We start from the raw sequence: 23,506 nt of genomic DNA, 5'->3' as shown, positions 1-23,506 counted from the left end.
GACAAAACTCAGGGTTCCAGGGTTTCCGCGAGCCCGTTCAGCACGGGCTCGCGGCCCAGCTCGATGTGCGAGTACGCCAGTGAATACGCCAGGTCAGGCTTGCCCTTGAGGATCGCGTTGCAGAGTTCCGTGTGCTCGTCGCGTTGGAGTTCGTTGCTGCGGTTGTGCGTGAGCCCGAAAATCCAGCGCATCCGCCCGAACAGCGGCTTCACGGACTCGATGAGGAGCCTGTTCCCTGACAGGCGCACGATCTCGGCGTGAAGCTCTGCGCTGATCACGGCGACATCCTCGGTCCGGTCCTCGTCGATGGCGGCGTTGGAGGCCTCCATGAGTTCCTCCAACCGGCCGCCGTCGCTGCCCTCGGCCACCCGGGTGGCGGCCATCCTCGCGGCGAAGGTTTCCAAGCACAGGCGGATATCAAAGAGCTCATTGACGTCCGTGAGAGTCAGCTGGCGGACCACCGCCCCGCGGCGCGGGAAGGTCTCCACGAAACCGTCCTGCTCCAGGCGCTGGATGGCCTCACGGACCGGGATGCGGGAGACGCTGTAAATCTCCGAGAGTTCGCGTTCGCGCAGCCGCACGCCTTGGGCGTACTTGCCCGTGACAATGCCCTCCAGTACCAATTGGTAGACGTTCTCCGCGCGGGCCTCGTCATCGCGGCCATTCCCGGTTTCCGGCGTCGCCTCAGCCACTGTGGAACTTCCCTTCATCACTGCGTACGCTGCCGCCGCCGGACGGCGCCGGTCAGCGTTCCAACCGAGCATACACGGGCGGAAACAGCTCATCGGCCGGGCGGTTCCCAAAGTCACGGCTGCTGTAGGCTCCACGCATCCTGTCAAATAATTCCTGCCCCTTGGACCGCCAAAAGGCCAGGTCAACGCCTTCGATCGTCCCGTCAACCATGATGGTCCGGCCTGCCACGACGGACAGCACGGCCTGGCGGGCTGTGCCGTTGAGAAGGAGGGTCCGCAACGGGTCGTCGTGGACGCCGTCGCGGACGTCTTCCAAGGAGAACGCCACCAGGTCAGCCTGGGCGCCGGGCTCAAGCCGGCCCAGGTCCGGGCGCCTCAAGGCGTGGGCACCGCCCAGCGTGGCGGCGTCGAAGTATCCGGCGACGTCTCCGGCGTCGTTGCTTCCGGCGAGGATTTTGGCGAGCTGCACGCCGGCATCGATGCCCCGGATGAGATCGGGCGGGAACGAGTCCGTGCCCAGCGAAATGTTGATGCCCGCGCTCTTGTAGGCGTTGAAGGAGTCCAGTGTGCTGCCGTAACGCATGGAGGTGAGGGGGCAGTGGATGATGCTGGCGCCGCTGTCCGCCAACTGCGCGAGGTCGCCGCGATCCTCGCCATGGACGGCAGGGTTCCTGTCCGTGTAGGTGGCGTGCGGGATCAGGAGCCGCTCGTTGAGGAGGCCTACCTGGTCGAGGAGTTCCAGTGGCGTTACGCCGTGCCAGTCCTGGATGAGTTGTCGCTCCACGAGCCCTTGCAGGGAGTGCAGGCGCACCAGCACGTCCCGCTCGCTGGAAGCTGCGGCAGTGGCTTTGAGCAATTCGATGTCCAGCGTCTCAATGCGGCACGGGAGCAGGACTCCGTTGACCAAGGGATCGTTGAGCTCGTTCGCGTGGTCAATGAAGCGCAAGGCGTCGGCAAGACCCTCACGGCCGCGGTCGTCGTCGAACATGACTGAACGGCTGCCATCGTCCAACACGACGTTCACGCCCGAGCGGTAGGCCGGGCCGAGGTAACCGCGCAGGCCCAGCCGCCGGCTGGTCTCCGCCATGCCCGCCAGCTCCTCGAACGATTCCGCCCATTCGGAGTGCACTTCGGAGGCGATGGGCATGTAGGTGGTGATCCCGTGCAGGACGAGTTGGATCAGGGCGTACTCACGGATCTGCTGGCGTTCCCCGGCCGTGAAGACATCGGTGCGGCGGTTACGGAAATAGTCCTCGGACCACTGGTGGCCTTTGGCCTGCTCAGCGCCGGCCCAGCTGTCCAGGATGAGGTGGTCGATGTCGGTCAGGGCATCGAGGTCGATCAGGCCGGGCATGAGCAGCGCATCCCCCATGTGCCGTTCCTCGTCCACAGGACCGGTGAAGTCATGGCCCACGAAGTCGATGGTGTGGCCGCTGTAGACCACGCACGCGTTTTCCAGCAGCACGTGATGTCCGTTGTGGTGGCCCAGCACGTAGCGGGCGGTGACCTTTGTGCGCACGTCGTCTCCTGTTTCCTGTCCCGTCCGGACAACTCGTATTACTCTCTGGTATTCCAAACAGTACATTATTTGTGATTTACATCGCATGAATCCTGCTCTAGTCTATTTTGGTATACAAGAACTCCGGAGCAAGCTCCTGATCACGAAACGAGCAGAACCGTTGACCCAGATACAGTCCGTCGAACCAAGTACCGGCAGTCCGCCGCTGCCTCCGGCAACGACGCCGGAAGGCAAAGTGGCGGCACCTGCCGAAGCCCGCTCACTGCTCGCCACCGCATGGATGCGGATCCGGCGCAGCAAGGTGGCACTTCTTAGCCTGTGCGTCGTGGTGGCCATCCTGTTGTTCGCCATCCTTGCCCCTGTGCTCAGCGCCATGTCCGGCAACGATCCTTATACGTCCAACACCAGCCCCGAAGTGCTGGACGACTTCCAAACACCCGGGCTGCCCCTCCCAGGGTTCATGTACCCCTCGGCGCAGCATTGGTTGGGTGTGGAGCCCGGACTGGGCCGGGACCTCTTCGCGCGGCTTGCCTACGGCGGCCAGGTCTCCCTGACCATTGCGCTGCTTTCCACTGCAGTCTCCGTGGTCCTCGGCACGGTCCTTGGCGCAGCCGCCGGCTACTTCGGCGGCAAGACAGACGCCATCATCAGCCGGATCATGGACCTGTTCCTCGCGTTCCCGCACCTGCTCCTGGTGCTCTCGCTGACGCCCATCCTGCAGTCACGGCTCCGCGATACCCCGCTGGGCGAAGGCAGCTTCCTGCCCATGGCCTCGCTGGTGATCATCCTGGGCTTCTTCGGCTGGGCCTACCTTGCACGCATCGTCCGCGGCCAGGTGCTGAGCCTCCGCGAGCGCGAATTCGTGGAAGCCGCCCGGTCCTTCGGTGCCTCCCACCTCAGCGTCCTCTTCCGGCAGATCATCCCCAACGTCATGGGAGTCGTCCTCGTGTACGCCACCATGCTGATCCCCACCAACATCTCCGCCGAAGCGGCACTGTCCTTCCTCGGCGTCGGCGTCAAGGACCCCACACCGTCGTGGGGCCAGATGCTCAACGCCGCCCAGTCCGGCAACTGGTACCTCAGCGACCCGTGGTTCCTGGCTGTACCGGGCATCATGCTCATCGTCACCGTGCTGGCCTTCAACCTCCTGGGCGACGCCGTCCGGGATGCGCTGGATCCCAAGTCCTCCCGCTGACAAAGAACCCCGCCGACAAATTCCGCACCATTCCCCGCATCGCCCCCATCCTCTACAAGGAGCATCATGAAAACCCCCGCAAGAGCCCTCGCTCTTTCCGTGCTGATTGCCGTGGCAGCCACCGGCTGCGGCGCCGGCCAAAACCAGCCGGGCAACTCCAAGCCCGCAGAGTCCGTCACCGAGCTGGCCCCCAATGTGGTCAAGTCCGGCTTCACTTCCAAGGGCGGAAACCTCAACGTCCTGATGTCCTCCGATTTCCAGACCCTGGACCCGGGCAACAGCAACTACGTCCAGACGGCCAACGTCGGCCAGCTGTACTACCGCACGCTCACCATGGCCAAGGAAACAGCGGGCCAGCCGCCAACGGTCGTCCCGGACCTCGCCACGGACACGGGCAAGGTCTCCGATGACGGCCTCAGCTGGACGTTCACCCTCAAGGACGGCGTGAAGTTCGAGGACGGAACACCGATCACCTCCGCCGACATCAAGTACGGAGTGGAACGCACCTTCGCCCAGGATGTCTTCACCCAGGCGCCGCAGGAGTTGAATGCAGCGCTCGACGCCGGCGGGTACAAGGGACCGTACAAGGATCCTGCCGCTGTGCTTCAGGCTGTTGAAACGCCCGACGAGCGCACCGTGGTCTTCCACCTGAAGAAGCCCTTCGCCGAGTTCCCGGCCTTGGCGTCGCGCTCCAACACAGCTCCGGTCCCCAAAGCCAAGGACACCAAGCTGGACTACACCAACCATCCCGTTTCCTCGGGCCCATACATGGTGGAGTCCTACAACCGCGGCAAGTCCCTCAAACTGGTCCGCAATCCGCACTGGGATCCGGCAACCGACCCCAACCGCTCCGCCCTCCCGGACACCTTCAGCTTCTCCCTGTCCACGTCCCAGGCCACCATCAGCCAGCAGTTGCTTGCCGACTCGGATCCCAACGCCATCACGCTCGACTCCAACGGCGCGCTCCAAACCTCCGACTCCGCAAAGCTGGCAGATGCCAAGGTCAAGGACCGCGTAGCTTCGGGCCTGCTGGGCTGCAACGACGTCCTGAGCCTGAACACCCAGAAGATCAAGGACCCTGACGTCCGCAAGGCGATCGCCTTGGCCCTGGACCGCCAGTCCATCCTGGTGCAGTACGGAGGACGCCGCTTCGGCGAGATCACCCAGAGCCCGCTGAACTCCAAGATGCGCGGCTACGTGGAAACGGAGCTGGAACTGGACCCCACCGGCAAGCCCAAGCTCGAGGAAGCCAAGAAGCTCCTGGAAGGCAAGGACTACCCCAAGACCCTGACGTACGGCTACGCCAACAACCGGGACGCCTTCAAGAACACCGGCACAGTGGTCCAGCAGAACCTCAAGGCCCTGGGCATCGACGTGGAACTGGTTCCGATTCCCGCCCCGAACTACTACTCGGTCCTCGCCAGCGAACAGCTCCCGGACATGGGCCGCTCCGGCTGGTGCGGTGGCGCCGACCCGGCATCGGTCCGCACCTCCGCCGACCCTCTGTTGGGACCGAACAATGAGGGCACCAGCTATGGCTTCTCCAACACCTCCCGTTACTTCGACCCCGTTGTGTCCAAGGCCATGTTCGATCTGCGCAACACGGACGGCACCTCCGAGGAACTTGGCAAGAAGTGGGCAGAGGCCTTCGGTTCTGCCTTGAAGACCTACCCGATCGTCCCGCTCATCCGCAGCCACACGAACAGCGTGGTCGGTTCGAATGTCCGCAATGCCCAGGTGGGCTACTTCTTCGGCGGCATCGACCTCTCCATCGTCGGCGTCGAGCAGTAACCGGGCTTTGATAACCATTCGGGCATAGTCCAGAAGGAGAAGCGGGCCGCCTGCCCCGGCGGGCGGCCCGCAACCACCACCATGATGACTTTCATTCTTCGCCGGACCGGATCGCTGGTCCTGCTGCTTGCCGCCGTCAGTTTCATTACGTTCACGCTCTTCCAGCTCGGTCCGTCTGATCCCGCCGCCGCAGCCTGCGGCCAGGAGTGCACTCCCGAACGCGTGGCTGAAGCCCGCGTAGCCCTGGGCATGGACCAGCCATTCCTTATCCAGTACATCGACTACATCCGCGGCTTCTTCTCCTCGCGCATGATCGGCGCTCCGGGAGCCCAGACGCTTTGCGAATGGCCCTGCCTCGGCAAGTCGTTCCAAACCAATGAGAACGTTGCCGACATCATCGGCCGCTCGCTCCCCTACACCTTCTCCATGGCCATCGGCGCGCTGGTCCTGTGGACCATCACCGGCGTCGGACTGGGTCTGCTGGCCGCCCTCCGCAAAGGAACGCCGGTGGACAAGTTCATCGTGGGTGCTGCCTCAGTGGGGGTCTCGCTGCCCATCCCGGTCACCGGCTTGTTTCTGCTGCTCCTGTTCGTCAACCAGCTGCATCTCCTGCCGTTCACCACCAACGAAATCAACAGCCCGTTCGGACCGCAGGGTCCCGGAGCCTGGGTGGCCAACTATCTGTTGCCGTGGATCGCCTTGGCTGTCCTGTTCAGCGCCTCCTATATCCGCGTCACCCGAACCAACATGATTGAAACCTTTGGCGAGGACTTCATCAGGACCGCCCGTGCGAAAGGCCTGGCACCCCGGACGGTCACGTTCAAGCACGGCGTCCGTGCGGGCATCACCCCGGTTGTCACCATGCTCGGAATGGACATCGGCCTCCTTCTCGGCGGAGCGGTCCTCACTGAACAGATCTTCTCCGTCCCGGGCCTGGGCTTCACGGCAGTGCATGCGGCCATCTCCGGCGACCTTCCAGTCACCATGGCCATCACCATGCTGGCCGCGTTCTTCGTCATCGTTGCGAACGTCGCCGTGGACCTCGCCTACGCCGCCATCGATCCCCGAGTGAGGCTCCAATGACCCAGCTTCAGACCAACACCGCGAGCGCTACTGCCGGAAGTACAGCAACCGCTGCTTTCCTTGAAGTCCGCGGTCTCACAGTGAAGTTCCCTACGGATGACGGCGTTGTCTCCGCAGTGAACGGCATGGACTTCGCCCTGGAACGTGGCGAGACCCTGGGCATCGTGGGTGAATCCGGATCCGGAAAGTCCGTCACCAGCCAGGCCTTGATGGGCCTGCTCAAAGGCACCTCCGCGCAGGTGACCGGGCAGGCCATGTTCCAAGGCAAGGACCTGGTGACGCTGCCCGAGTCCGCCATGCGCAAGCTCCGCGGCCGCAACATCGGAATGATCTTCCAGGATCCACTGTCGGCGCTGCACCCCTTCTACACTGTGGGCCACCAGATTGCCGAGGCCTACCTGGTCCACAACAAGGCGAGCAAAAAGCAGGCCCGGGCGGCCGCCGTCGACATGCTGGGAAGGGTGGGTATCCCCAGCCCGGAGCAGCGCTTCGACGAGTACCCGCACCACTTCTCCGGTGGAATGCGTCAGCGCGCCATGATCGCGATGGCGCTGATCTGCGAGCCGGAGCTGCTGATTGCCGACGAACCCACCACCGCCCTGGACGTGACTGTCCAGGCGCAGATCCTGGACCTCATGTCAGAGCTCCAGGAGGAAACGAACTCTGCGCTGATCCTCATCACGCACGACCTCGGCGTAGTGGCCGAGGTCTGCGACAACGTGCTGGTCATGTACGGCGGCCAGTGCGTCGAGTCCGGGCCGGTGGACGACATCTTCTACGACACCCGGCATCCCTATACCCTGGGCCTGCTCAACTCCATGCCCACGCTGAACAGCGCCGCAGGCCGGCTGAACCCGATACCCGGCCAGCCGCCGTCGCTCCTTGACCTGCCCAAGGGGTGCATCTTCAGCGCGCGGTGCCAGTACGCCGAACTCGTCGGCGACGGCGTCTGCGCCAAGCAGCGTCCGGAGCTGACAATCGACGACGGCCACGGCCAACGCTGCCACTTGAGCGGCCCGCAGATCATCACCATCCGGAATTCGCGTTAGGACCAGCCGTGGAACATGAACCAATTCTCCATGTGGAGAACCTGCAAAAGCACTTCCCGCTGAAGGGCGGGTTTCTGCCAGGAGCCGCCAAGCGATCGGTCAAAGCGGTCGACGGCGTGTCCTTCAGTCTCGCCCGCGGCCAGACTTTGGGGCTCGTGGGTGAGTCCGGTTGCGGCAAGTCGACCACCGGCCGCATGGTGGCCCGGCTTATGGACCCGACGGCCGGGCGGATAGTGATCGACGGCGTGGACATCAGCCAGTTGCGCGGCCGGGAGCTGTACAACTTCCGCCGCAAGGTCCAAATGATCTTCCAGGATCCTTTCGCTTCCCTGAATCCGCGGCAGAGCGTGGGCACAGCCATTGCCGCTCCCATGGTGGCGCAGAAGATCAACCCGCCTGGCGGCCTGAAGAACCGGGTCAAGGAACTTCTGGACCAGGTTGGCCTGAAGCCGGAACACTACAACCGGTTCCCGCATGAATTCTCCGGCGGGCAACGCCAACGCGTGGGTATTGCCCGGGCCATTTCCCTGAACCCGTCGGTCATTGTGTGCGATGAGCCCGTCTCCGCGCTGGATGTCTCCGTGCAGGCCCAGGTGGTGAACCTCCTGCAGCAGATCCAGCAGGACACCGGCGTTTCCTACATTTTCATCGCCCACGATCTCTCCGTGGTCCGGCACATTTCCCACGAAGTTGCGGTGATGTACCTGGGCAAGATCGTGGAGCAGGGACCCCGCGACGAGCTCTTCCGGAACCCCCTGCATCCCTACACCAAGGCCCTGCTCTCGGCAGTGCCCCTGCCGGATCCAAGGGCTGCCCGGGAACAGGTGAAGATCCGGCTTCGAGGCGACCTGCCCTCTCCTGCCAATCCGCCCAGCGGCTGTGTCTTCCGGACCCGTTGCCCCTTGATCGGGACCCTCCCGGAAGAACAACGCCAGCGCTGCATCAACGAGATTCCAACACCGGCGACGCCCGCCGCGCCGGCCTGCCACCACGCGGGTATGGCCGCAACGGCCCTGGCGGGCGTGAAATAGACGCAGGCAATTGATCCACAACCAAAGGAGCAACCATTGAATACCCTGATCCGTGCCGTCCGCCCGTGGGGGCAAGCGCTCAGCGATGTCACCATCGTCGCGGGAGAAGCAGGCGGCAAGATCACCGGCGTCGAACCTCATGACCCGGACCGCGCCGTTCCAGCCGACGTGACCGTAGTGGAGGGACGCGGACGCTTGCTGCTGCCATCCTTCTCCGACGTCCACGTCCACCTCGATTCCACCCGGATCGGTTTGCCGTTCCGCGAGCACACCGGCGGTCCGGGTGTGTGGACCATGATGATGAACGACCGGAAGAACTGGCGCAACGCCGAGGTGCCACTGCAGGATCGCGTGAACGACACCCTGGGGAGGATGATCGCGAGGGGCACAACCCGGGTCCGCTCCTACGCACAGGTTGACGTGGACTGCAGGCTGGAACGCTTCGACGCCGTTGCTGCCGCCAAGGAGAAGTTCGCCGGCCAGGCTTCGGTGGACATCATTGCTTTCCCCCAAGCCGGCTTGTTACTGGAGGAAGGGACGGTGGAACTCATGGAGGAAGCGCTCAAGGCCGGCGCCAACGTGATGGGTGGCATTGATCCCTGCACCCTGGACCGGGACCCCGCGAGGCACCTCGACATCGTGTTCGGCCTCGCCGAGAAGTACCAGGTCCCCATTGATATCCACCTTCACGAACCCGGCGAACTCGGCGTGTTCAGCACGGACCTCGTGCTGGAACGGACGCGGGCCCTGGGGATGCAGGGCAAGGTGACCATGTCCCACGCCTACCAACTGGGCAGCGTCAATGAGGCCACCACCCGCAGGCTGATTGACGCCTTCGCAGAGCTTGATGTCTCCCTGGCTTCGGTGGCTCCAGCTGCTGCCGGCCAGTTGCCCATCCCGCTGCTGACCGAGGCCGGGGTACGGCTCGGCCTGGGCGAGGACGGCCAGCGTGACTACTGGTCCCCCTACGGCAACACCGACATGCTGGACCGGACGTGGCAGCTCGCTTTCACCCATGGCTTCCGCAAGGACGAGCTGATCGAGCACTGCCTGGCCATCGCCACCATCGGCGGGGCGAGCATCCTGGACCCCGCCGCGACCCGGCTGAAGGACACGGCCCACCGTCCCGGCGTCGAGGTTGGCGATCCGGCGGAACTGCTCCTGGTGGACGGCGAAACTGTGGCGTCCACGGTGATGGACCGGGGCAGGGACCGCACGGTCATCCACGCCGGCAAGGTAGTGGCCGACCAGCTGGAACTCGTCTAGCCGGCACGAAACCCGCCCCTGACCAAGCTCCCGCCCCGCAAGGGGAAGAAGCCGGACAGGGGCGGGTTTCTTGGTTCGGCCTATTCGGCGCGGGCCGTGGGGGCGTTATCGAGCGGCGTCCACCAGGTCACGGCGGGAGTCACCGTGAAGCGCCGTCCCGTGACTTTGTTGGGCGTGATGCGGATGAACTGGTCCTTTTGCCCTGCCTCCCAGGGAAAGAGCAGGAGCCCGATGGTGTCCAGCACCTCCTGGGTCAGTTTCACGGCCGACGCCTGGCCTTTGACCACCACGCTCCACGCCACGCCGGTTTCGGCGTTGACCCCATCGGCTTCGATGGCCACTGGCGCGTCGCCGAGGGCAGCGTGGAGCTTGGTACCCTCGCCGGTCCGGAACACCATGGTGCCGTGGTCAACCTTGTAGTTCACGGGGAAGATGTCCGGGTGGTCGTCCACCCACACGGCAAGCCTGCCCACTGAGACGCCCCGGAGGAGCTCCCAACATTCGTTGGTTTCAAGGATTTCGGTGGCGGGTGTTGCTGGCTGGTTCGTCCCTGATGAGTTCGTCATAACGCCGAGGATACGCCGCGGGGGTGCGCCCCGACAGGCCCGGCCGGCTCCGGGGCTGACTCGGCTGATCCCACGCTGACCAATGGTCCGCGGATTGCGAAGAATCCAGCACCGGCCAGCACCACAGCTTCCGCGGCAAGCACGCAGAACGTCACCTCCCACCCTCCGGTCACCGCATGCAGCAACCCTGCCAGCAGCGGGCCGAGGGAGGCCAGGGCGAATCCGAAGCCCTGGCTCATGGCCGATAGCCGCCCGGCAGATTGCGGCCCGGCTGACCGGATCACTACCAGGGCCATGGCCAATCCGAAGCCTGCGCTCTGGACAACCCCCAAAACCCCGACGGCGATGAACTGCAGTTCCGTAGGTGCGGTGAGGACTCCCAGGAGGGCAACGGCCACCGACAACCCCAGTCCCGGCGCCATGACCCGCAGGATACGCGGGCGGCTGGCAAGGACCGGGGCCAGCAAACTGGCCGGGAGTCCCGCCAGGCTGAACCAAGCGAGCAATGCCGCAGAGTCGGCTGGCGAAAGACCCCGGGATACCAGGTACACGGCCAGCCACGACGTGATGGCGAAGTACAGCATCGCCTGAAGGCCGAAGAACGCCGTGACAGCCCACGCCGTGCGCTGTCTCCGCAGCGGTGTGGCTGCACCGGAGGCTCCGGAAACCGTACCCGCAGCGGCGGGTGCCGCCGTCGGCCGTCCTCCGGACCGATGGATCAGGAACGCGCCGATCAAAGCGGGCACCGCCCACACCGCGAGGGCTGAGGGCAGGTTTCCGCCAAAGGCCTGCTCCAGGGGCTGAACGAGTCCCGCGCCCAGCGCAGCGCCGAGACCGAATCCCATGGTGCACAGGCCAGTCCACCAGCCCGTGCCGCGATTGGCTTTGACGATCTGCGGTACCAGGACACTTGCGGTCATGATCGCCGAGCCCGCCAGGAATGTACCGGGCAACAGCAGCGCAGGCACCGTCGCACGAACGATCAGGGCCGCAGCCAGTACCAACAGGGCCACCGCAACGGCACGCCCGGTTCCGACCCGCCGGGCCAGCCAAGGCCCGATCGGACCCGAAATGCCAAAGGCCAGCACCGGCAGAGTCCCCAGCAGCGGAAGCAGCGCAGGATCCAGCCCAAACACCCCGGGCACTTGGTTCATCACCCCGGCGACGGTGGTAATGGCCGGCCGGAGATTGATGGAAACCATAACGAGAGCAAGCAACACGAGCCCCGTAGCGAGTCGGCCCCCACTCCCCGAAGGTAGGACACCAGCTCTGCGCCGTTCTTCCACGTCAATCTCCTCACAGCCACTTTGGTATACCAAGTAAGACTATGAGGTGATTGACGGAAAGTAAATGCAGGGAATCTGCGGGGTGTAATAAGCGGTCGGTAAAATTTGGGATACCAGTGGGTGCCCAAGGTGCACCTACCCAAAGGTCCGGAACGCGGCAGCGCGCGTCCAAAGTGGGCAGCCTACGTCACCGCCCCAAAGGGCCGGAACGCGGCAGCGCGCGTCCAAGGCGGGAAGGCTACGTCACCGGCCCAAAGGGCCGGAACGCGGCAGCGCGCGTCTAAGGGAGGCACGACCGAGCGCGCAGAGCGTTCTGGCCCTTTGGGCCGCCCACGCGCCCACGCGCCCACGCGCCCACGGACTGCCCTAGATGGCCTTTCCCGGATTCAGGATCCCCTGCGGATCGAACAACTCCTTGATCCGCCGCTGCAACTCACGCACCGGCTCAGGCTGCTCAAGCCCCAACCAGCGGAGCTTGTACTGCCCGATCCCGTGCTCGCCCGTGATGGTCCCGCCCATTTCCAGGCCTACCCGGATGGATTCGTCGAGGGCTGCGTTGAGGCGGACCAGTGCGTCGGCATCCGTGGCGGGGTCTACCCTGTCCATCCAGAACGTGGGGTGTAGGTTGCCGTCGCCGGCGTGGGCCACTACTTTGAGGCGGACCTGGAAGCGTGCGGCCATGGCTTCCAGTTCGGCGACAAAGTCCACCAGGCGTGAACGCGGCACCGCGATGTCCTCCCCTACCCTGAACTCGTCGTCGACTTCCACGCCGCGGCTGTTGCGGCGCAGTTCCACCAGCATTTCCGCTTCGGCGCTGGCTTCGGTGGTGACTGTGGCGCCGCCCGCGGCGAGGACCTCCCGGACGACGTCGGCCTCCGCAGCGGCACCGAAGCCGTCGGTCTGGATGAGGAGCAGGGACTTGCCGCGCTTTTGCAGGTCGCCTCCGTGCAATTCGTCCAATTGCTCAAGGGTGCCGTTGTCCAGGAGTTCCATGATGGCGGGTTGCACTCTCGCCCGGCCAACGGCCAGCACTCCGGCGGCAGCGTTGCGGAAGTCCTGGTAGAACGCAGCGATGGTGTGGACTTCGCGCGGGAGGTACTTCAGCCGGACAGTTATCCCGACCACGATGCCCAGGGTTCCCTCGGAGCCCACCAGCAGCGCGGTCAGGTCGTAGCCTGCCACGCCCTTGAAGGTCTGGTGGCCGGTGTGCATGAGCGAACCGTCCGCCATCACGACATCCAGCGCCAGCACGGAATCGCGTGTCACACCGTACTTTGCGCAGCGTAGGCCTCCTGCGTTCGTGGCCACGTTGCCGCCGATGGTGGACATTTTGTAGCTCGCCGGGTCGGGCGCGTACATGAGGCCGTGCGGGGCGGCGGCGGCGTTCAGCTCGGCGTTGATGACGCCCGGTTCGACGACGGCGGTCTCGTCATCGGGGTTGAGGTCCAGGATGCGGTTCATCCGTTCCAGGCTCAGGACGATGCAGCCTTCGGTGGCGTGCGCTCCTCCCGATACGCCGGTTCCCGCGCCACGGGCGACGATCGGCACGTGATGGGCGGCGCAGCTGCGAACCACGTGCTGGACATCCTCTACGGATTCTGCCCACACAACGGCCAATGGAAGGTGTCGCTCCACTGTGGGCCCTTGGTCGATTGAGTAGACCGTGAGGGCTTCTTCGTCCCGGGCGAGTTGGCGGTCTTCAAGGCCGTTGGCCAGTTCCGCCAGGAATTCCCTTTGCGCGGCCGTGTGCCGTGCAGTTTCTGTTCCGCCGGCTGTGCGGCTCCTGACGCTTTCTCCTGATGTTCCGGCGATAGCCGTTTCGTCCGACAAGACATTCCCTCCACATGTGCACCGCGGACACGCCAAACCGGCAGTCTTCGCAGTGTTTTCTGTGGTGCCAGTCTAGCCAGACCGGCGTCGGCCGGCACGGAACCTGGCGCCCCCTACCGGCCCGGCACTGCGGTTCCCGGGAGCTCCCAGACGCCGGCCGACGGCCCTTCCGCCCTCAGCCGCACGCCGTCGACGCCGGTTGGTCCGGCCGGTGCCGACGTCACCGTCCCGGACTGGTGCCGTGGCGCGGCCAGCAGGGCCCGCAATTGCGGTTCGGACAGGACAGAGGAATCCATGACGACAGTGGCGTCGCACCTCGCGGCGAAGACCAGCGCTGAGGTCCCGGAGCATTCACGGATGAAGACCAGGGCATCCCCTTGGGCGTGGAGCCATCGGATCCCGCCGTCGCCCAGTGCCGGCAGCTCTTTGCGGAGCCGTCCCAGGGTGGCGTAAGCCGAACGCAAGTCCTTGCCCACCCGCTCCGGGGCGTTCCAGGGCATGGGGGTCCGGGAGTCTTCGCCGTTGAACCCTTCCAGGCCGAACTCATCGCCGGCGAACATGACGGGAACGCCCGGCAGGCAGAAGGCGAGTACTGCGCCCACTTCCGGGCCGCCGTCGATCATGACCGTTGCCGCCCGGGCGGTGTCGTGCGTGTTCAGGGCGTTCATGTTGTTTTGTCGCACACCCCAGCTAAATCCGGCGGACAGATCCTGGTGGGTGGCCAGGAGATCTTCCGCGCCGATCCTGTTTGGCCCTGTTTGGGGGGAGCCGAAGAAGTTCACATCCGGAGCGTCCTTGGCGAGCCAGGACCACAAGGGGCGGGTGAAGTTGGAGTACGTCATGGCACCCTGCCAGTGTTCACCGGTGACATCGGGGGCTGCGTCGGACGTGGACTCGGCCAGCAGGGCGGCGTTCGGGTTGATCTCGCGAACCCGGTCCGCGATGAGCCGGGCTACTTCGTGATTGAGGTCCACGGATCCGAGGCGCCCGGTCATGTTGCCGACGTCGATCCGCCAACCGTCCAGGCTGAATGGTGGCTTGAGCCAGCGCGCCACCACCGAGTCTTCGTCGGTGATGAAGCGTCGGCGCAGAGCATCCGAGGCCCAGTTGAACTTGGGCAGCGACGGCACGCCCCACCAGGACTCGTAGCTGGAATGGTCGGCGCTGAAGTAGTAGTAGCCGGCTTCCTCCGAGCCCGGATCTGCGAGCGCCTTGACGAACCACTCATGCGCAGCGCCCGAGTGGTTCGCGGTGAGGTCCCCCAGGACCTTGATCCCGCGTGCGTGAGCCGCTTCCACCAGCTGCACCAGGGCCTGGTCCCCGCCCAGGAGCGGGTCCACCGAGTCGAACGTGGATGCATCGTAACGGTGGTTGGAGCGGGCCGGAAAGAACGGAGTCAGGTACAGGACATCGACGCCCAGCTCCCGGAGGTGATCGAGCTTGCCCGTGATTCCCGGCAGGTCTCCCCCGTAGAACTGAGTAGCTGCCTGCCCGCCCGTCCCGACAACCGGCTCATCCCAGGAACATCCGATGGCCCAATCGGGAACAGGGTGGCCATCTGCCTGCTTCGAGCGGGCGAACCTGTCCGGGAACACCTGGTACATGGTTCCTCGGCGGAGCCACTCCGGCGCCGGGGCAAACGTTGTCGCCCTGAAATCGGCGGCGTCGGACACATCGCGCCGGAAAAGCCCTTGGGCGTTGAGGTTCCAGTAGCTCCGCCCCACCGTGCCGGATACCGCCGTGCCAGATACCGCCGTGCCAGGGACCGCCGTGCCGGCGGGAGCGCCGTCGTCGTGCGCTTCTGTTACTTCCAGCAGGAAGCGGTACTTGGCCACGGGATTGGCTACCAGCATCGCCGCTTCCCACCATTCCCAGCCGTCGGCCGTGCCCAGCCGGATGGCGGCGTCGTAGCGCGGCTCGCCGTCCTGGACGGACCGGACCCAGACCTTCGACGCCGGACCCCACCCCTGGGGGACGCGTACCCGGAGGCGGACGGTATCGCCAAGGGATACGGACTGAGGGGAGGACGTGGAGACGAAGAGGCTGGAGCCGTCGTGGTGCGGAAGCGCGATGGGCATGGTCAGCCTTTCACTGAGCCGGCGGTGAGTCCGCTGACAATGTATTTCTGCAGGAACAGGAACAGCGCCATGACAGGGATGGCCGCGATGACTGCGCCGGCTGCGAAGACTCCCCAGTTCTCCGAACGCTGCTGGGCCACGTAGGAGTAAAGCCCGACGGCGAGTGTCTGGCTGTCAGGGTCTGTCAGGACCACGCTGGCGATGACGAATTCGCTGGAGATTCCAATGAATGCCAGCAGTCCCACGACAGCAAGGATCGGTGTCACCAAGCGGAGGATGATGCCGAAGAAGATCTGCACATGGCTGGCGCCATCGATCTTGGCGGCTTCGTCCAAGGATTGCGGGACAGTATTGAAGAACCCGTACATGAGATACGTGTTCACGCCCAACGCACCTCCGAGGTACACCATGATGAGGCCCAGTTGGCTGCCGAGCCCCAGGGCCGGGATCACCTGTGAGATGCCGCTCAGGAGCAGGAAGATCGCGACGACGGCCAACAGTTGCGGGAACATCTGCAGCAGGAGCAGCGTCAGCAGGCCCACCCGGCGGCCCTTGAAGCGCATCCGGGAGAAAGCGTACGCGGCCATGGCACCGAGGAACACCGTGGCGGCTGAGGTCACCACCCCCACCACCAGCGTGTTCACGAACCAGCGGCCGAATGGGCGGCTTGGATCGCTGAAGAGAGCCGTGAAGTTGCCGGTGTCGAATCTGGAGAACAGCCCGTTGGAACCTACCAGGGTGCCGTTGGAGTCCAGTGCCGCGGACAATACGTACAGGAGGGGGAACACTGCGAAGATCGTCGTGACGACTCCCACCACATGCCGCCACCCCTTGTCTTTGAACCAAACCCCGAACGGGCGGCGCTTGGGCACCAGCGGCGAGGGGCCGCCGTCGGACGCTGTTTCCTTGCTGGCGGCGAGAGTGCGTACGCTCATCAGTTCACGTCCTCGAGTGCTTTGGTCTGCTTGAAGCTGATGGCCGAGATCGTGGCCACGATGATGAAGATGATGATGGCCAGTGCGCTGGCCAACCCGTAATCACGGCCTGTTCCCTGGCCGAAAGCCACCTTGTAGACCAGGGTGATCAGGATGTCGGTGGCTCCGATGTCGCGATCGGTGTCCGCGAAGCGCGGCCCACCGCCGGTGAGCATGTAAATCACGTTGAAGTTGTTGAAGTTGAACGCGAAGGACGAAATCAGCAGGGGTGCAACGGACACGAGGAGCAGCGGCAGCTTGATGGAGCGGAACACCCGCCAGGCAGAGGCGCCGTCCATGCGTGCGGCCTCGTCAATTTCGGAGGGCAGCGACTGCAGCGCGCCGGTGCAGACGAGGAACATGTACGGGAAGCCGAGCCACACGTTGACCACCAGCACGCTGACCTTGGCCAGGACGGGGTCGGTCAGCCACCCGATGTTCGCACCGCCCAGCAGGGTCTGGTTGAGCCAGCCGAACTCGGGATTCAGGATGCCGGACCATACCAATCCGGAGAGGAAAGCCGGGAACGCGTAGGGCAGGATCATCAGGATCCGGTACACCTTCTTGCCACGGAGGTCCTCACGGTTGAACGTGATGGCCAGGAAGAGGCCCATGATGAAGGTCAGTGCCACGGACGCAACGGAGAACGTGAAGGTCCAGATAATCACGCCGAGGAGCGGTCCGCGGAGGCTGGGATCGGTGAAGGCGCGGGCAAAGTTGTCCAGGCCGACGTCGATCTTCCAGCCGGTAGCCAGCGTTTCACCCTTGGAATCCGCGAACGCACCTTTGCCGTTGTCGGTGTACTGGGTACCGGTTTCAGTGTCCGTGAAGGTGTCCGTGCCGGCGTCATAGTGCAGGGCGGGCTTGAACTGGTAGGCCGTGCTGCCGTCCGCAGTGCGCAGCGTTCCGTCAGCGGGATCGCTGGAGACCGGCACCGCGATCTTCAGGATCTCCTGTTGATTGGCCACGATCTCCTGGAACTTGAGGGTCTCGAAGCCGGGCAGGGAGTTTGCTTTGCCGGTGGAATCCTTGCCCGCAGCCGTCGCGTCAGCGAGTGCTTGCCCGGTGCTGCCAATCTGCGCTTTCCCCGAGGGGTCCGTGAGCAGCAGGTAGAAATCACTGCCCTTGGTGAGCACGGATGCCTTGTACGCGGGCGAATCCGGGACACGTTTCTGGGCAGTTAACTGGATGGCGGAGATGGCATCATCCTTGGTGCTGTTGTGGCCATCTCCGTAGTTGGTGAACGCGATGTAGCCGCTGAAAACCACCACCAGGACCTGGAAAACCAGCAGGAACAGCACACCGGGAGCGAGGTACTTGGCGGGCAGCCCACCCTTTCGGAGGTAGATCCAGTTGATGGCAAGGACCACCAGGGCGGACACTCCCAGCGCAGCCCACGACTGGCTCAGGAAGAGCATCATCAGCACGTAGACGGCGAAGGCATCCACCAGGCCCAACAGGACAATCTTCAGGATGGTGCCCTTGAGGGAATCGGGGTGGTGCTTGCCCTGCATGCGGCGGGTATTGCCGCGACGCGGCCGGGGCGGTGCGGTGCTGGCGGCGGTTGCCGGGAGTTCTTGGATGTCTGGGGTTGGCATTGTGGGTCCTTGCGTCAAGCGGATGGCGGCAGGCACGGGCCGGACGGTGGTGTGCCGCCCGGCCCTGGGCAGACCGGTGGAATCACCGGTGCGGGATCAGCCGCCGATCTTGGACTTGATGCTGGCGGCCATCTTGGCCCATGCCTCAGCCGGGTCGCCCTGGCCCTTGATAATGGCAAGCTCCGTAGCTCCCCAGTCAGCCCACACTGCACTCATCTCGGGGATGGCAGGCATGGGAACGCCGGTGGCACCGATCTTGCCGAACGCTTCCACCACGGGATCGCTGGCAGCCTTCTCGAAGGAGGACTTGAGGGCCGGCGGACGGCCACCGGCTGCATACATGGAGTCCTGGGCAGATTCCGAGGTGAGGTAGTTGGTGACGAATTCGTTGGTGGCCAAGGCGTTGGCGCTCTTGGCGCTGATGAAGAAGCCGTTGACGCCGATGAAGGGCTGGGCAGGTTCGCCACCGGCGGTGGGCAACTCGTCCACCGCGAACTTGATGCCCTTCTTCTGCACGTCCGGCACGTTCCACGGGCCCGTCAGGAAGTACGGGGATTCGCCGGCGAGGAACTTCTCCTTGGCGATATCGCCGGTGATGTTGGAGTTGATGATTTTCTCGCCGGCATCGCCCCAAACGGCCAGCTTCTTGGCAAATTCGACGCCGGCGGCGTCACCAATGAGGAGCTGCTTGGCGTCATAGCCACCATCGGCGTTCTTGCCGAACACCTGGGAACCCATGGAGGACTGCAATGGGTACAGGTGGTACGGGTCGCCCTGTTTGGGGTCCATGCCGACCAGGAACGGGAACGTGGCTTTACCGTCAGCAACGGCTTTCTTTCCGTTGGCCACAACTTCGTCCAAGGTGGCGGCTTTGCTGTCCACGATGCCGGTGTTACGAAGGAGCGCGATGTTCTCGATGGCGTACGGGACACCGTAAACAGCCCCGTTGTAGGTCATGGCCTTGATCGAGGAGTCCTGGAACTGCCCGGCCTTGTCGCCGAGTTCCACGGGTGCGATGACGCCGTTCTGGACGAATTTGCCGATCCAGTCATGGGGTCCAACAATGAGGTCCGGTCCCTGTCCGGTGGGCACCTGGGTAATGAAGTCGTCCCGGACCGCTGCGAAGTCCTTGACCACGAGCTTCACTTCGATGCCGGTGTCCGACTTGAATTTCTCGGTGATGTCCTTCAACGCCGGCGAGCGTTCGGCGTCTACCCACATGGTGATGACACCGGCTCCTGACGCTTTGAGGTCGGGCTTTGCGGCTTCGGAGGTGGGCGATGTGGAAGCGCTTCCGCCGCAAGCGCTCAGGGCCAGGGCTGCCACGGCAGAGATGGCTCCCGTGGTGAAAACGCGGCGGGTGGTTCGAGTCTCGAGGGTGTTGTGCACCTTCATTGGTGTCCCTTTCGTTCTTTTTCCTTCGACGGCAGGGGCTCTGGGCCCGGTCGCATCGCCGGTGACATGGCTCACAACTGCAAGCGCTTCCACACACTACAGGGCAATTGCTTCTTTTGAAAAGCGCGCTTGCATATCAGCCTGTAAAGAAAGCATCCTTAGGACTGGAAACGTTTACAATTTCGCGCTTTCTCTTCTACGATGACTCCATGTCCGTTGATTCCTTGCTCCAGGTTGCGGCCCACGAGCCCCCTGCAGCCTTCACACAGCTCAGCCCGGTCCACGACGCCTCCACGGCTCACGGATGGTGGCGCTCCGCTGTGATTTACCAGATCTATCCACGCTCCTTCCGGGACCTGAACGGGGACGGTGTGGGAGACCTGGCGGGCATCACTGCCGAACTCAGCCAGTTGGCACGCTTAGGGGTCGACGCCGTCTGGCTGTCGCCCTTCTACCGCTCACCGCAGCGGGACGCCGGTTACGACGTCAGCGACTACTGCGACGTCGATCCACTGTTCGGGACCCTGGCGGACTTCGATGCCCTTATCTCGGAGGCCAACAAGCTCAACCTCCGAGTCATCGCCGACATCGTTCCCAACCACTGCTCGGACCAGCACGTCGCCTTCCAGGCAGCGCTGGCCGCCGGTCCCAACAGCCCCGAGCGGGATGTCTTCATCTTCCGGGACGGTCTGGGACAAGACGGCAACGAGCCACCCAACAACTGGCAGTCGCACTTCGGCGGACCCGCCTGGACGCGGATCATCGAAGCCAACGGGCGGCCAGGACAGTGGTACCTCCACCTCTTCGATTCCTCGCAGCCCGACTTCAACTGGGACAACCCCGCAGTGCACGCCGAATTCGAACGCGTGCTCCGCTTCTGGCTGGACCGTGGAATCTCCGGCTTCAGGGTCGACGTCGCCCATGCCCTGGTCAAGGCCCCCGGCCTGCCCAACTGGGGTGGCCGGGCTGACGGCAACAGCACGGAAGGCTTCCCCGGCCAGGACGCCCCCATGTTCGGCCAGCCTGCCCTCCACGGGATCTACCGCCGCTGGCGGACCATCCTGGAAGAGTACGGTCCGGACCGCATCCTGTGCGCCGAAGCCAACGTGGACCCGCTCTCGCGCCTGGCCCAATGGGTACGTCCGGACGAAATGCACCAGGCGTTCAACTTCCCCTACCTGCACGCAGGTTTGGACCTCAACCGCCTGCGCCACATCATCACCGACTCCTTGGTCTCGCTGGACGCCGTAGGCGCCCCCAGCACCTGGGTCCTTTCGAACCACGATGTCGTCCGCCACGTCTCACGCTTCGGCTACGACGGCCCTGGTCCCCGTGACGGCGATGGCATCGGCCCTGACGACGTTCAGCCCAACGAACAGCTGGGACGACGCCGGGCTGCCGCGGCCACCATGTTCATGCTCGGCCTCCCGGGCGGTGCCTATCTCTACCAGGGCGAAGAACTGGGCCTTCCCGATTCCTCCAGCATTCCCGGGAGCCTGCGTCAGGACCCCACCTTCGCGCGAACCGGCGGAGCCAGGATCGGACGCGACGGTTGCCGCGTACCCCTGCCGTGGCGTTCCGCGGAGCCCCATGCAGGATTCGGTCACGGTCGGGACCCCTGGCTTCCCCAGCCCGAGTCCTGGCCCGCACTGGCGAGGGACGAGCAGGAGTCTGATCCGGCGTCGCACCTTAACCTGTACCGGGCGCTGCTGGCGGAACGGGCACGGCTGCGGCTGGGCGCCGGGTCCCTCGCCTGGGTGGAGGACTACTGCACGCAGTCCACACTCGCGTACCTCAACGGGGAAACGCTGGTGGTCATGAACGTCGGCGAAGAACCCCTTCCGCTTCCGGCGGGCGAGGTCATCCTGCGCAGTTCCGCGGCGGACGCCACCCATCCATTAGGCTCGGGGGAGACAATCTGGCTGTCAGCCAGCTAACTTTCCCACCAAGGAGCAGCATGACCGGCATCAAGGACGTAGCCGAGCGCGCAGGGCTGTCCGTTGCCACTGTTTCACGGGCCTTGAGCGGGAAGGGCCACGTGTCCCCCGCCAGCCGGGAACGCGCGCGGGCAGCAGCCGCGGAGCTCGGTTTCGTGTTGTCGTACCATGCCTCAAGCCTCGCTTCCGGCCGTACGCACAACGTTGGCCTGGTGGTGCCCTCGGTCCACCGCTGGTTCTTTTCAGCGGTGATCGAGGGCGCTTCGGCCGCCCTCCTCGAAGCCGGCTACGACCTCACCCTGTACAACATCGGTGAAAACCCGGCTCATCGGCACAGCGTCTTCAGTGACTTCCTGCTCCGCAAACGGGTGGACGCAGTGATCGCTGTCTCCCTGGAACTCAGCGAAGCCGAAATCCAGCAACTCCATGCCATGCACCGGCCCATTGTCGGCATTGGCGGCCCCCTTCCCGGGGCTTCGACCATCCGGATCAATGATGCCGGCATCGCGATGCAGGCCACCAATCATCTGCTGGGGCTTGGCCACACCAAGATTGCCCACATCACGGGAAGCGAAACCTACGACCAGGACTTCCAGCTGCCCGGAACCCGCCGCGGCGGTTTCGAAAAAGCAATGAACGACGCCGGCTGCCCGGTGAGGCCCGAATGGATCGTTACGGCGGACTTCACCATCGAAGGCTCATACGCCGCTGCCCGGCAACTGCTGGCCAGTGCGCCCGAACGGCCCACCGCCGTGTTCGCAGCATCGGATGAGATGGCGATCGGCACCATCCTGGCCGCCCGCGATTTTGGGCTGCGGATTCCCGAGGACCTTTCCGTGATGGGCATCGACGGCCACGACCTGGGGAACGTCATGGGCCTGACCACGATCGACCAGGATGCCAAGGGGCAGGGGGCACTGGCGGTTCACACTCTGCTGGGTGCCATCAATAACGGCCTGGTACTGGAGCCCGAGGACGCCGAACACCCCACCAAACTGGTGGTGCGTACAAGCACGGCAGTGCCCAAGGTGGGCCCAGCCTAAGTTTGGGAGCGGCCTAGGAGAGCTTCCGCTCCATCACGAGCTCACGTTTGGTGGTGTCCTGCGGATAGGGCTTGCTGGCTCCGGTCATTTCGAATCCGTGGCGTCTGTAGAAGGCCTGGGCGCGGGAGTTCTCCTCATGCACGCCCAGCTCCAGATAGCCGGCCCCGAGCTCGTTTGCCGCAGCTGCGCAGGCCTCCTGGAGAAGCTCGTCAGCCAGGCCCAGCCCACGATGCTCAGCTGCGACGTACACGCTGATGAGCATCGCCTGCAGTGGGCGCTCGGGATCTTGTGGATGCTTGGCCACTACCCGCATCAGGCCACAGAGTCTGGAGCCGTCCTCGCCGCCGTCAGCCACCAGGGTAACGCTGGATTCCCCGGACATGGCAGCGGCTCGTTCCCGCCACTGGCTGTCCGTCTGACGCCGCGCAGCTGCAAGGCTCTCCACGTACGCCATGGGGGTGTCGGCGAGCATCTCCAGCCGGACATTCTTGAGCAGCAGCCAATCGCCTGCGTGGAGCCTGCGGACCCTAGGCAACTGCTCCGCCCATGAACCGGGCGTAGCGCTGGAGGACCCGAGGCCAGCCCTCGGCATAGGAGGCCCTGGAGGCCGCAGGATCTTCCGCGCCCTCCCAGCCATCGTGGATCAGGCGCACCTCCGTACCATTTTCGACGGCGCTGAACACCACCCGGATCTCGGTGGACCACAAGGGAGTGCCGGCGGGATACCAGCTGGCATGGAAGGACAGCGGGGGCTGCCAGTCATCGATTGTTCCCCACACGGACGTCCGGCCGTCTTCAGCCGTCTCCAGGATGAGGTTCTCCTCGAACTCAACGTGGGAGCCCGCACCGTAGACGCTTTCCTCTTCCAAGGGCCACCAGAGATGCGGGTGGTCCGTGAATCCTTGGAAGGCGTGGGAGACGTTGCTGGGGACCACGACACAAACGATGAGCGGCTCGAGGTCGTTGCTGCCCTGTTGGGCCGACTCGGGCTCCGACTCGGGGTGGCTGAAGAGGTTTTCCATGACCACCAACTCTACCGGTGGACCGAGCCCAGACGCATTGTGGTCCTGAGGGCCAGTACGTGGGAAGTTGAAGTGTTTGTTAAATGGAAGAGCCCCAACCGTGGTTGGGGCTCTTCGTTAATGGTTGTCCGGCGGTGTCCTACTCTCCCAC

General features: G+C 64.5%; 19 protein-coding genes. 8 read left to right on the top strand and 11 right to left on the bottom strand.

From position 1 onward, the window contains the following. Positions 1-8: 8 nt before the first annotated feature. Both PV760_RS19145 and PV760_RS19140 read right to left on the bottom strand, forming a co-directional pair. The gene (locus PV760_RS19145) at positions 9-710 is read right to left on the bottom strand and encodes a GntR family transcriptional regulator (RefSeq protein WP_227453684.1); all 702 of its coding nucleotides are present in this window, start codon (positions 708-710) and stop codon (positions 9-11) included. Between the two features lie 34 nt (positions 711-744). Continuing rightward, entirely contained in the window at positions 745-2,211 is a 1,467-nt protein-coding gene (locus tag PV760_RS19140; RefSeq protein ID WP_110506121.1) for a chlorohydrolase family protein, read from the bottom strand. A gap of 160 nt (positions 2,212-2,371) precedes the next feature. On the opposite strand from PV760_RS19140, the gene PV760_RS19135 reads away from it, so the two are divergent. From PV760_RS19135 to PV760_RS19110, 6 genes are all read left to right on the top strand, one after another. Next, positions 2,372-3,406, top strand: a complete 1,035-nt coding sequence (locus tag PV760_RS19135) for an ABC transporter permease (RefSeq protein ID WP_209783734.1) — start codon at positions 2,372-2,374, stop codon at positions 3,404-3,406. 66 nt (positions 3,407-3,472) lie between these two features. Continuing rightward, positions 3,473-5,197 (top strand): ABC transporter substrate-binding protein, encoded by a 1,725-nt coding sequence (locus PV760_RS19130; RefSeq protein WP_039239854.1) that lies wholly within the window; start codon positions 3,473-3,475, stop codon positions 5,195-5,197. Between the two features lie 81 nt (positions 5,198-5,278). After that, a complete protein-coding gene (locus PV760_RS19125; RefSeq protein WP_055974226.1) occupies positions 5,279-6,280 on the top strand; it encodes an ABC transporter permease in 1,002 nt (333 codons plus the stop codon). Then, a complete protein-coding gene (locus PV760_RS19120; protein WP_039239850.1) occupies positions 6,277-7,329 on the top strand; it encodes an ABC transporter ATP-binding protein in 1,053 nt (350 codons plus the stop codon). Before PV760_RS19125 ends, PV760_RS19120 begins: the two co-directional genes overlap by 4 nt. Before the next feature lie 8 nt (positions 7,330-7,337). Continuing rightward, positions 7,338-8,360, top strand: coding sequence for an ABC transporter ATP-binding protein (locus PV760_RS19115; RefSeq protein ID WP_354628461.1), 1,023 nt, complete (start codon positions 7,338-7,340; stop codon positions 8,358-8,360). 36 nt (positions 8,361-8,396) lie between these two features. Continuing rightward, complete coding sequence (locus tag PV760_RS19110) at positions 8,397-9,626, top strand: amidohydrolase family protein (RefSeq protein WP_055974230.1); 1,230 nt, start codon at positions 8,397-8,399, stop codon at positions 9,624-9,626. Positions 9,627-9,706: 80 nt separating this feature from the next. On the opposite strand, the gene PV760_RS19105 is transcribed toward PV760_RS19110, so the two are convergent. The 7 genes from PV760_RS19105 to PV760_RS19075 form a co-directional block, all read right to left on the bottom strand. Beyond that, positions 9,707-10,192: a pyridoxamine 5'-phosphate oxidase family protein gene (locus tag PV760_RS19105; RefSeq protein ID WP_018779866.1), complete on the bottom strand. Its 486-nt coding sequence runs from the start codon at positions 10,190-10,192 to the stop codon at positions 9,707-9,709. Next, complete coding sequence (locus tag PV760_RS19100; protein WP_231375290.1) at positions 10,189-11,394, bottom strand: MFS transporter; 1,206 nt, start codon at positions 11,392-11,394, stop codon at positions 10,189-10,191. The genes PV760_RS19105 and PV760_RS19100 overlap by 4 nt, the downstream gene beginning before the upstream one ends. 450 nt (positions 11,395-11,844) lie before the next feature. Further along, positions 11,845-13,308, bottom strand: a complete 1,464-nt coding sequence (locus PV760_RS19095) for an FAD-binding oxidoreductase (protein WP_354628460.1) — start codon at positions 13,306-13,308, stop codon at positions 11,845-11,847. A 113-nt stretch (positions 13,309-13,421) separates the two neighbouring features. After that, complete coding sequence (locus PV760_RS19090; RefSeq protein WP_354628459.1) at positions 13,422-15,386, bottom strand: glycoside hydrolase family 13 protein; 1,965 nt, start codon at positions 15,384-15,386, stop codon at positions 13,422-13,424. A 2-nt stretch (positions 15,387-15,388) separates the two neighbouring features. After that, entirely contained in the window at positions 15,389-16,321 is a 933-nt protein-coding gene (locus PV760_RS19085) for a sugar ABC transporter permease (protein ID WP_039239841.1), read from the bottom strand. Further along, entirely contained in the window at positions 16,321-17,958 is a 1,638-nt protein-coding gene (locus PV760_RS19080; RefSeq protein WP_354628458.1) for an ABC transporter permease subunit, read from the bottom strand. The genes PV760_RS19085 and PV760_RS19080 overlap by 1 nt, the downstream gene beginning before the upstream one ends. Before the next feature lie 96 nt (positions 17,959-18,054). Beyond that, on the bottom strand, positions 18,055-19,353 hold the full coding sequence (locus PV760_RS19075; RefSeq protein WP_064723531.1) for a sugar ABC transporter substrate-binding protein: 1,299 nt from the start codon (positions 19,351-19,353) through the stop codon (positions 18,055-18,057). A gap of 209 nt (positions 19,354-19,562) precedes the next feature. On the opposite strand from PV760_RS19075, the gene PV760_RS19070 reads away from it, so the two are divergent. Together PV760_RS19070 and PV760_RS19065 are read left to right on the top strand one after the other, a co-directional pair. Then, positions 19,563-21,290 (top strand): glycoside hydrolase family 13 protein, encoded by a 1,728-nt coding sequence (locus PV760_RS19070; protein ID WP_354628457.1) that lies wholly within the window; start codon positions 19,563-19,565, stop codon positions 21,288-21,290. A 20-nt stretch (positions 21,291-21,310) separates the two neighbouring features. Continuing rightward, positions 21,311-22,333, top strand: coding sequence for a LacI family DNA-binding transcriptional regulator (locus tag PV760_RS19065; RefSeq protein WP_055974252.1), 1,023 nt, complete (start codon positions 21,311-21,313; stop codon positions 22,331-22,333). Positions 22,334-22,346: 13 nt separating this feature from the next. On the opposite strand, the gene PV760_RS19060 is transcribed toward PV760_RS19065, so the two are convergent. Further along, entirely contained in the window at positions 22,347-22,868 is a 522-nt protein-coding gene (locus PV760_RS19060; RefSeq protein ID WP_354628456.1) for a GNAT family N-acetyltransferase, read from the bottom strand. After that, positions 22,861-23,355, bottom strand: coding sequence for an SRPBCC domain-containing protein (locus PV760_RS19055; RefSeq protein WP_026267458.1), 495 nt, complete (start codon positions 23,353-23,355; stop codon positions 22,861-22,863). The genes PV760_RS19060 and PV760_RS19055 overlap by 8 nt, the downstream gene beginning before the upstream one ends. Positions 23,356-23,506 lie beyond the last annotated feature (151 nt).

This window comes from Paenarthrobacter sp. CC6, assembly GCF_040560085.1.
Lineage (GTDB): Bacteria > Actinomycetota > Actinomycetes > Actinomycetales > Micrococcaceae > Arthrobacter > Arthrobacter nicotinovorans.
This window is presented reverse-complemented; position numbering and strand designations above follow the sequence as displayed.